The 9,101-nt window shown below is 36.5% G+C and carries 13 protein-coding genes; 2 read left to right on the top strand and 11 right to left on the bottom strand.

From position 1 onward, the window contains the following. Positions 1 to 34 precede the first annotated feature (34 nt). The 8 genes from NsoK4_RS03750 to purQ form a co-directional block, all read right to left on the bottom strand. A complete protein-coding gene (locus NsoK4_RS03750; RefSeq protein WP_211688268.1) occupies positions 35 to 547 on the bottom strand; it encodes a winged helix-turn-helix domain-containing protein in 513 nt (170 codons plus the stop codon). Positions 548 to 917: 370 nt separating this feature from the next. Beyond that, positions 918 to 1,742 (bottom strand): phosphoribosylaminoimidazolesuccinocarboxamide synthase, encoded by an 825-nt coding sequence (gene purC, locus NsoK4_RS03745; protein ID WP_211688266.1) that lies wholly within the window; start codon positions 1,740 to 1,742, stop codon positions 918 to 920. A 43-nt stretch (positions 1,743 to 1,785) separates the two neighbouring features. After that, positions 1,786 to 2,121, bottom strand: a complete 336-nt coding sequence (locus tag NsoK4_RS03740) for a hypothetical protein (RefSeq protein WP_371816025.1) — start codon at positions 2,119 to 2,121, stop codon at positions 1,786 to 1,788. A gap of 87 nt (positions 2,122 to 2,208) precedes the next feature. Further along, positions 2,209 to 2,487 (bottom strand): DUF427 domain-containing protein, encoded by a 279-nt coding sequence (locus tag NsoK4_RS03735; RefSeq protein ID WP_211688261.1) that lies wholly within the window; start codon positions 2,485 to 2,487, stop codon positions 2,209 to 2,211. A gap of 42 nt (positions 2,488 to 2,529) precedes the next feature. Continuing rightward, positions 2,530 to 2,784, bottom strand: coding sequence for an Lrp/AsnC ligand binding domain-containing protein (locus tag NsoK4_RS03730; RefSeq protein ID WP_249111150.1), 255 nt, complete (start codon positions 2,782 to 2,784; stop codon positions 2,530 to 2,532). Beyond that, positions 2,777 to 4,216 carry an amidophosphoribosyltransferase gene (locus NsoK4_RS03725; protein ID WP_211688256.1) on the bottom strand — a complete coding sequence of 480 codons (1,440 nt, stop codon included), beginning with the start codon at positions 4,214 to 4,216 and terminating at the stop codon, positions 2,777 to 2,779. Before NsoK4_RS03725 ends, NsoK4_RS03730 begins: the two co-directional genes overlap by 8 nt. Next, complete coding sequence (purL, locus tag NsoK4_RS03720) at positions 4,209 to 6,374, bottom strand: phosphoribosylformylglycinamidine synthase subunit PurL (protein ID WP_211688254.1); 2,166 nt, start codon at positions 6,372 to 6,374, stop codon at positions 4,209 to 4,211. The genes NsoK4_RS03725 and purL overlap by 8 nt, the downstream gene beginning before the upstream one ends. Further along, complete coding sequence (purQ, locus tag NsoK4_RS03715) at positions 6,371 to 7,051, bottom strand: phosphoribosylformylglycinamidine synthase subunit PurQ (RefSeq protein ID WP_211688252.1); 681 nt, start codon at positions 7,049 to 7,051, stop codon at positions 6,371 to 6,373. The genes purL and purQ overlap by 4 nt, the downstream gene beginning before the upstream one ends. 74 nt (positions 7,052 to 7,125) lie before the next feature. On the opposite strand from purQ, the gene NsoK4_RS03710 reads away from it, so the two are divergent. Next, on the top strand, positions 7,126 to 7,545 hold the full coding sequence (locus NsoK4_RS03710) for a cyclic nucleotide-binding/CBS domain-containing protein (protein ID WP_211688248.1): 420 nt from the start codon (positions 7,126 to 7,128) through the stop codon (positions 7,543 to 7,545). On the opposite strand, the gene purS is transcribed toward NsoK4_RS03710, so the two are convergent. The 3 genes from purS to NsoK4_RS03695 all read right to left on the bottom strand — a co-directional run bounded on the left by purS (position 7,542) and on the right by NsoK4_RS03695 (position 8,519). Continuing rightward, positions 7,542 to 7,802, bottom strand: coding sequence for a phosphoribosylformylglycinamidine synthase subunit PurS (gene purS / locus NsoK4_RS03705; protein WP_211688246.1), 261 nt, complete (start codon positions 7,800 to 7,802; stop codon positions 7,542 to 7,544). The genes NsoK4_RS03710 and purS overlap by 4 nt on opposite strands. A gap of 142 nt (positions 7,803 to 7,944) precedes the next feature. Next, a complete protein-coding gene (locus tag NsoK4_RS03700) occupies positions 7,945 to 8,337 on the bottom strand; it encodes a hypothetical protein (RefSeq protein WP_249111148.1) in 393 nt (130 codons plus the stop codon). Between the two features lie 26 nt (positions 8,338 to 8,363). Continuing rightward, positions 8,364 to 8,519 carry a hypothetical protein gene (locus NsoK4_RS03695; RefSeq protein WP_211688243.1) on the bottom strand — a complete coding sequence of 52 codons (156 nt, stop codon included), beginning with the start codon at positions 8,517 to 8,519 and terminating at the stop codon, positions 8,364 to 8,366. Positions 8,520 to 8,609: 90 nt separating this feature from the next. Here NsoK4_RS03695 and NsoK4_RS03690 point away from each other — a divergent pair, with 90 nt between their 5' ends. After that, positions 8,610 to 9,074, top strand: a complete 465-nt coding sequence (locus NsoK4_RS03690; RefSeq protein ID WP_211688241.1) for a hypothetical protein — start codon at positions 8,610 to 8,612, stop codon at positions 9,072 to 9,074. Positions 9,075 to 9,101: the final 27 nt, after the last annotated feature.

Genomic DNA, 9,101 nt, shown 5'->3' with positions numbered 1-9,101 from the left:
GAGATTCTTTTTGGAGTTACTTTAGTTTTACCGATTATTTTTTGCCCGAATTTTCAAGTACATTTGTCATTGCACGATTCATAATCTCCAATACCAGATACTGAGAATAATCTTCATGGTTTTGTCCTTTGCTCTTTTTTGATTTGGTAGTTTTTGGAGTAAGGCTTTTTAGAATTTTTTCAATTTTGGCAGACGTGTTATCAATGACCTTTGAGTATTTTGAATCAAAATCCTCAGGTGCATCATATCCGAGCAGTTTTGTTGAAGTGCTATAGTACTTTGTGATTGCACCACGAGATTCTTCAATTTTTGCAATTTCAATCAGACCTGATTCTTTTAGAATATCCAAATGATGACGGACTGTAGTCAGAGCTTTTTTGTACCCTATCTTTTTTAGCTCATTTGAAATTTGATCAGCTGACAATGATTTTTTGTACAGGATTTCAATAATTTTTGCACGTGCAGGGTCTTCAATTGCACGAGCATGTTCAATGCTTGTCGTAACAATACGATTTACTTTAATCTGTTTTTCCAGTAACGTAGACATACTAACAGGTAGTTCAGGTATGAGCTAAAAGATCCTTGTATCATATTTTTTTGTCTAATCGCATCAATTTTTTTTTACATCAAAAATAATCATAGCACTACGATGTTTTAGGTTACTGCTACTAAAAATATCATAATGCTTTCAAATAATTTCAATCCATTACAATATCATTGATAGTAAGAGCAGGATTATTGTATCGGTCCAAAAAAATCAGTAAGACATCAAAAAAAAGCATGTCCTGGAAAAATGTCCTGCAAAACAGGCCATATGACCTGTCAAAACGGTTTTTGCAAAAAGGTCCAAAAATAAAATTCGAGTTGAGCGTTAGCTTCTAGTCAGCAAATAATCAAGACAGCAATACAAATAGAAATCATAGAGAATGGCCGGTTAGATTTTCAAATGCAGTGACATATCGTTTTGTCATCTTTTGAATTATTTCAGGCGGAATAGAGGGCGGGACAGGTTCTTTTCCTGCATCTCTTGCATCATCAAATTGTTTTTGATAACCGTTTTCAGTTAACCAGTCACGTAGAATTTGCTTATCGTATGCTTCTTGGGTTTTGCCAATCTCATACGCATCCTTTGGCCATAATCTATACTCATCAGGGCCAATAGAGTCACCCAATGTGATTTTACCATCTAAAATGCCAAACTCTAATTTCAAATCAGCAAGAATGAATCCGGCCTTATCTGCAACTGCAGACATTTGTTTGTAAATACCAATAGATGTTCTTTCCAGCCAAGAGTATTGTTCTTCAGTGACAAGTTTCATTTGTAGAGCTTTTTCTTTGTTAATTGGAATGTCATGTTCTGACTTTGTAGTAGGATCAAAAAGAGGCTCTGGAAGTTTGGCTGCAAGTCTAGCATCAGTGCCTTCTGAAACTTTGACTTCGCCTTTTTTCCATCTGCTAACAAGACTTCCATAAAAATAGCCTCTAACCACACATTCGATTGGAAGCATCTTCATTTTCTTTACAATAATTTCAGTATCTGATTGCCTTTTCACAAAGTGATTTGGAACAGACAGTTCATCGAACCAAAACTCAGCAAATTTACACAAAACCTCGCCTTTTTTTGGGATGTCTTCTTTGAATTTCACATCATATGCAGAAACCCTATCAGAGAATTTGAAGAGAAGTGTGTTTTCATCTACATCATACAGATCCTTTACTTTGCCTGAGGTGAGAAATTTCAAACAAACATGCTAGAAAATTATGAGATTTAACTGCTCGGAAATCTTACGAACCCATCATTCCAACCATCTTTGGCAATTCACGATATGCCTTGTTAACAAAGATTCCATCATCTGCCTCTATCATTACAAACTCCATCGGATTATCAGGAGGAGGAGAAATGATGATTTTTTGGCCAGTCTTTAGTGTTCCAAGGTCAAGGGTGTCACCTGCTCCAAAATTTACACGGATGTTTGTCAATGGTTGAGATCCAGTGTTTTGAATTGTTATTCTGCCAGTAACAAAGAGGTTTTGTTTATCAATTATAGGATCTACGAAGATATCATGATCTTGTGTCGATACTGAGAGCTTCAGAATATCCAAACCAAAGATTACTGCCATCAGGGCGACAACTCCTATACCAACGCCAACGAGTGCAGTGTACTGATTCACTGAAGTGTAAATGGTTTTTCTAATAATTAAGAATGATTACTTCACCTGTACGCCATTCCAGAACGCAACCATTCCTTTGATTTTCTTGGCAGCATCATTTGGTTCGGTATAATACCATGCACAGTCCTTGTTTGTTTTGCCATTAACTGTAACTGAATAATAATTTGCCATGCCCTTCCAACCACAAAATGTTGTCAAATCAGTTTTTTTAAAATACTCAGGTTTTATCGAATCAATTGGAAAATAATGATTTCCTTCAACTACTACAGTGTCATCACTTTCTGCAATCACAACATCATTCCATATTGCCTTCATGTGTAAAATAGCAAAAAAACGATATTTAAAGAAAGATCCAGTCTATTTTTTGTCTTGTTCAGGTATCACAGACAGAGTTGTAGTTGAGAGAACATGGTTGATTTTTCTAATTTGTTTTGTTATAGTATCTTCAATTTCTTGGGAGGTATTTCCTTCAATTTTGACAAAGATATCATATACGCCAAAAGTACCCTTTGCCTCTTTAACATTATTGACTTTTAGAATCTCATTCATGACATCCATTTCATGGGCGATTTCACTTTTTACTAAAACATAAGCAGTTTCCAAGTCATTCACCTTTCATTTCTTCACGGGTCTTAAATTCAGGAGTAATTCCAAGTGATTCATAATTTCCTGAAGAGCATGTAAAGCACATAGAGTCTTTAGGAATTCCAACCGCAGTTGCAAGGTTTTCAGCGTCATTATATCCCAAAAAGTCAGCTCCAATGCTTTTTCTAACCATGTCTGTAAGTTCTTCATCAGAAAGATCCTTTCCATCCGAATATGTTGCAAGTTCTTCCTGAGAGGGAAAGTCAATACCAGCATAGCAAGGAAACTTTATCGGAGGGTAGGTAATCACCATGCTGATTTTTCTTGCACCTGCTCGTCTTAATGCCTTGATAATAGCTTTTGAGCTCGTGCCCCGTACTAGACTGTCATCAATTACAACAACATGTTTGTCTTGAATGATTTCTTTAATAGGGATAATCCAGCGGTTAATTTCAACCCTATCAGTTTGATGAGGTTCAATAAAACTTCGCAGTGGCCCTTTCTTACTATAACGATCCTTTAGCAATCCTTCATCAAATGAAACACCAAGCTCCTGTGCATAACCTAATGCGGCAGGACGTGCAGAATCTGGAACCGGGATTACCAAATCAGCATCTTTTAGTGGGAATTTCTTTGCAAGATATTTTCCAATGTTTTTTCTTGCAACATAGATGTTAGTTCCCTCCATGTTACTTGAGGGATGAGCAAAGTAAGTAAATTCAAATGAACAGTGGGCACGAGAATTGTCATCAGAAAATTTTTCTGTTTCAATTCCATCTTTACTCATTCTAATTAATTCTCCAGGAGTTACATTGCGCTGAAGTTTTGCACCAGTAGAGGATAATGCAGATGATTCAGATGCAACAATGTATGTATCATCAGACTCTTTGTGTCCTAGAACCATTGGCCTGAATCCTTTTGGATCACGGGCAGCATAAACAGAATGATCATCAGAGATAAACGTAAAGCAGTATGAGCCTATCATTTCATTTTTTAGAACAGATAGCGCCTTTCCCATCTGACCATTCTCAGAAATCAGATTAACCAAACGTTGTGCTGCAACCAAAGTATCACTTGCGTTTTGTGGAGTAAAAGAACATCCACCAACCAGATTAGATAATTCCTGAACATTTGCGATGGTGCCGTTATGGGCAACACACAAGTCTTTGACTTTGAGAGGCTGGGCATTGTCTAATGAACTACGTCCTATCGTAGAATATCGAACATGTCCAATAACACAAGGAGACGCATATTCTTCTGCAATTTTTTTGAATTCAGACGAAGAGGCAGTGACTAATCCTAAACGTTTAAGCGGTTCTTTGTTTGGAATTGCAAGACCCCAAGCTTCTTGTCCTCGGTGCTGCAATGCACGAAGTGCATCAATTGCCATAGGAATAACATTTGTCCCAGACAAGCTGTAGATTCCAATTACACCACAATTTTCTTTGACTTTAGGCATGTAAAACCAACTCCTCTAACGATCTTAACCAGACTTTACGTGCCTTATCAACTCTTAGATCAATGATCTTCTTTGAGCCATTTACAAAGCTGATTTGATCGCCACCAAATTTTCCTATTTTACTGTAGGACACCTTGTTTTTCTTTAGAGTTTCTTCAACTTTTTTGACATTATCTTTTTTGACAACCAAAAGATATCTGGAATGGCTTTCAGAAAACAACAGTCTATCTTCAGATAATTTTGTGCCAGGTACCTTTTGTAATGAAACAGTACATCCGATTTGATTGGTCATGGATAATTCAGATACTGCAACAGCAATGCCTCCCTTTGAGCAGTCATGGATATTTTTTGCAAGATTTTTTTTGATGACATCAAGAACAGCAGTCATGTTTTTTTTGGATTCGGCAAAATCAACGACAGGGCATTTTCCTCCAATAAACTTGTGGATGTATTCAAAGTATTCAGAGCCTCCCATCTCATCTTTGGTATTGCCAATGATTAGCAAAACATCATCTTTGGTAATTTGCTGAGGCATCTGAGGTTTTTTATCAATCAATCCAAGTACTCCTATCAAAGGTGTGGGTTTAATCGGGCCAACAGGAGTTTCGTTGTACAAACTAACTTTTCCACCAACACAAGGTATTTTGAAGTACTTTGCAAAGTCAGTCAAACCCTTAAGAGATTCTAAAAAGGTCCAAAAGATTTCAGGGTCTTCGGGATTTCCAAATTGAAGATGGTCCAGCATACCAATTGGTTTTGCTCCAGTGCACACAACATTTCTGCAAGCCTCCTCAAAACATCCAATTGCACCTTCTCTTGGGTCAATGTAGCAATGTTTAGGGTTACCATCAATTTTTACAGAAAGAAATTTGCCATTATCTAATCTTAGTACAGAGGCATCATTGCCAGGTTTAACTACAGTTCTAATCCCCACTTCATGATCATATTGTCCATACACCCAAATTTTACTGGCAATGTTAGGAGATGCCAAGAACTTCATCATCGTTTTGGAGTAATCAGATATTGGTTTGAGTTTCTTTTCGTTTTGAATAGTATCAAGATATGCAGGTTTTTTGGAAGGTCTGCTCAACAGTGTTGCATTTGCAACAACATCGGTAGGAAGATTTGCACATGTTTTTTTGCCTTTCTTCACATGCATCATGTTATCAGATGTAACGTGGCCTATTACAGAGCAGGCAATACGAAACTTTTTGCAGATGTCTTCTAATTTTTTTAGTTTTGCCTTGTTTGTAATAATCAACATTCTTTCTTGAGATTCAGAAACCATGATTTCATCTTGGTGCATTCCAGATTCCCTGGTGTGAACTCGTTCAACATCCATCTCGATTCCAATTTCAAGAGCATCGGCTGTTTCAGATACAGCACAAGACAGGCCTCCACCGCCAAGATCTTTCATTGCGTTGATGAGGTTTTGATTTCTTGCTTCTAAAATTGCCTCGATGATTAGTTTTTCAATAAATGGGTCAGGGATTTGGACAGCAGAGCGGTCTTCAGACTCTAAAGAATCAGATGCAAATTGAGAACCACCTATACCATCTCTGCCAGTAGAGCCCCCAAGCAACACTACTAGGTCTCCTTTCTTTGCATGATTTTTAATCAAATTTTCTTTTTTTCCAAATCCAACAGATGCAACATCTACCAAGGCATAGTTTGTGTAGCATTTGTCAAACTCAACTTCTCCCCCAATTGTAGGAATACCTAAACAATTCCCATAGTCTGCAATTCCAGTAACGGCATTTTTGAATAACCATCTTGCTTGTTGGTCTTTTTCAATATCACCAAATCTCAATCCATCAAAAATTGCAATCGGTCTAGTTCCAGCTGATAAAATATCACGGATGACACCGCCAACTCCTGTTGCGGCACCGCCATAAGGTTCAACTGCAGATGGATGGTTATGGCTTTCAATGTGTGCAGTAACAACATAACCATCACCAACATCTAAGACTCCAGAATCATATCCTTTTTCAGAAATTACCAACGGGCCTTTCATTGGAAGCATTTTGAGATGCTTCTTTGAAGATTTGTAAGAACAATGCTCAGACCACTCTGCTGCAACAATTTGCACTTCAGTGGACGTTGGTTTTCTTCCAATCTTGGAGGTTAGTTCTTCTAGTTCTTGTGGCTCTAAGCTCAATTCTTCACACCAATTGTACTTAGAAGAGATTTGAAAATCAATGAAGACGGTTTATTGTCAATAGGATTAATTTCAGACTCTACAGCACGTTCTGGATGTGGCATCATCCCAACTACGTTAAAGTCTTCATTGCAAACTCCTGCAATATTATACGATGAACCATTTACTGCATCTGTGTATCTAAAAACAATTTGATTTTTTTTCTTTAGTTGTTCCAAAGTGGATTCATCGACATAGTATCTACCCTCTCCGTTTGCAATTGGGATAGGAATCTTTTGGCCAAGTTTTAATTGATTGGTAAACGGGGTTTTGTTATTCTCCACCACCAAATTTGTCCATTCACACATAAAATTAAGAGAGGTATTTTTGAGTAAAACACCAGGCAAGAGGCCAGCCTCGACAAGAATTTGAAATCCGTTGCAAACACCCAAGATAGGAATTCCCTTGTTTGCCAACTTTTTCACATCTTCAATTACAGGGCTATGGGCTGCAATCACTCCTGCCCTAAGTCTATCCCCATAAGAAAAACCACCAGGCAAAATCACAGCATCAATATTTTTTGGAAGTCCCTTTTCATGCCAAAAATATTGTGCGTCAAAATGAAATACATCAGTCAAGACATGATACATGTCTCGATCACAATTACTGCCTGGAAAAACAATGACTCCAACCTTCACAATTAGATTTACACTATGAGATATTTAATTTGAATCTACCAAAAAATTTTATGTCTAAAAATATTATGATCGCCATGGGGCATGTACGTGACATTATGGAGAAAAATGTCATTACAATAGAGCACAACAAAAATGCACTTGATGCCTCAAAGATGCTAAAAGAAAAAGAGATCAGTTTTCTAGTAATTGTAAAAGAGGGGTTGCCAACAGGAATTGTTTCAGAAAGAGACATTGTAAGGAAGATAGCAGCAGAAGACAAGAGAGCATCAGAGATTTTGCTAGAGAGCATAATGTCAAAGAATTTCAGATGGGTAAAGCCAGAGGATACAATTGAAGATGCAGTCCAGAAGATGTTAAACAACAACATAAGAAGACTGCTTGTTTTAGAAAATGAAAACTTGGCCGGAGTAATCACTCAGACGGATCTTACCAGTTTTCTTCGAAGTAAGTTGTTAATCAACGGAACAATAAAGAACATAGAAACTGAGGACTAGACATTAAAAACATCAATTGTGACTTTGCTTACCATGGGATTGTAAATTCGCAGTTCATCACAAATATCTTGAATTTTTTTCTGTGCAGTTTTTTTGTCTTTTTCTTTAATTGTAAATTTTAGCATTTTTGCGGTTTTGATTTTTGATATTGTTGAATGAGTTCCTTTCAGGACAAGATCATTTAGAATTGTGTCACCTTCAGGATCACTTATTCCAGGTTTGTTTTCTATTGTCACATGTACATCATATGTAGTCATGAATAATTTTGAAATTCAAAATGAGGTTAATCTATCTTCCGACATGTATTGTGCTTTTATACTTAAAACGAAATACATGCTAGATAATCCGGTTCTGAGGACTGTATTGTTGTAAATTCCATATCGCCCAGAATCGGTTATCCTAATCATCTCCAGTCTTGAAATTATTTTTCACATATTCAGTATAATTTCTATACAATCCTGATTGGTAAGAGGGATTTTTAATAATCAGAGATTTGTTTATCAAATCTTCCTTTGATTGAAACATGTTTTTTTCATAGATTCCCTTCCCATCCAATGTTACACAAAGATCTTGCCAAAAAGAAACCTCTTGAACATTTCTATTTGCAGTTGCATAATAGACACATAACAACCTCAATTTGTTATAATCATCAAGTGTGAGATCTTTTCCCAAAACGTATTGTCGTCTAAGATTCTGATAGAATTTCAATCCTTCAGCAGTTAAAACATAATCAAAAAGTTTTGGATAATCATCAATGTCAATCGGATAAAGTGGGTTTTCACTAGAAATCAACGATACAGATTTTGTAGATTATTGTTTTATACTTTGAATTTTTTGAGACCTTCTGTAACAACCAGATTCAAAACATGTGAAAAACTAACAGATTTTGCAGATGTTTTTATCATTTTTGCTTGAATGGTTCTCAGTCTTTCTGAATTCTCATCATCAAGTACAATTGTGATTCTACTACCCATGTTAATGACCTAAGAACACTTTGTGTATAAAAGGAAAGCACAAAATATCAAACATTGGAATTTATATCACATTCAATCTGAAGTTAATCATTGGCAAGATCAAGGTATTGGAAAATAACGCCTGATGAGATGGAGAAGTTTTCCTATGATGAAAAAAAGTTACTAAATTGGGAAATTAAATGTGTCAGAGAACCAGAATCTGAAGCAATGTTCATCGGCGTTTTCATGTACAGAAACGGGACTGCATACGATTATGAATCTGTAAAGGGCATCACATATTATCACAACAACATCCCACGAAGTGAACTCCCAGCAATTACAAAATTCCTCCACGACAGATATGGGGGAAAAGAGATGGAAAAAGGTGAGAGGGTATTTCTCAAAGATTCAAAAGAAATCTACTCCCCAAAAGACTTGGTAGATTTAGCAAAAAATATGGAACAAAAATTCAATACAAAAGCAATAATCTCATTGGAGTTCCAAGACTTAACTCTGGAAGAGTTAAAGGATGCAGGTTTGCCTGAAGCAAAATTGTTGCCAATTCCCGGCAAATAGATAAGGTAGTTTAGGGTAATAGATCCC

This window comes from Nitrosopumilus sp. K4 (genome assembly GCF_018128925.1).
Taxonomy (GTDB): Archaea; Thermoproteota; Nitrososphaeria; order Nitrososphaerales; family Nitrosopumilaceae; genus HKST03.
Note: the sequence above shows the minus strand (reverse complement) of the source record. Positions and strands in the feature narration are given on the sequence as shown.

What these genes read in the sequence shown, in the direction of transcription:
- NsoK4_RS03735 (WP_211688261.1), bottom strand. Translation starts at nt 2,487, where the DNA reads ATGAAGGCAATATGGAATGATGTTGTGATTGCAGAAAGTGATGACACT.
- NsoK4_RS03750 (WP_211688268.1), bottom strand. Translation starts at nt 547, where the DNA reads ATGTCTACGTTACTGGAAAAACAGATTAAAGTAAATCGTATTGTTACG.
- NsoK4_RS03710 (WP_211688248.1), top strand. Translation starts at nt 7,126, where the DNA reads ATGGGGCATGTACGTGACATTATGGAGAAAAATGTCATTACAATAGAG.
- NsoK4_RS03740 (WP_371816025.1), bottom strand. Translation starts at nt 2,121, where the DNA reads ATGGCAGTAATCTTTGGTTTGGATATTCTGAAGCTCTCAGTATCGACA.
- NsoK4_RS03695 (WP_211688243.1), bottom strand. Translation starts at nt 8,519, where the DNA reads ATGGGTAGTAGAATCACAATTGTACTTGATGATGAGAATTCAGAAAGA.
- purS (WP_211688246.1), bottom strand. Translation starts at nt 7,802, where the DNA reads ATGACTACATATGATGTACATGTGACAATAGAAAACAAACCTGGAATA.
- NsoK4_RS03725 (WP_211688256.1), bottom strand. Translation starts at nt 4,216, where the DNA reads ATGCCTAAAGTCAAAGAAAATTGTGGTGTAATTGGAATCTACAGCTTG.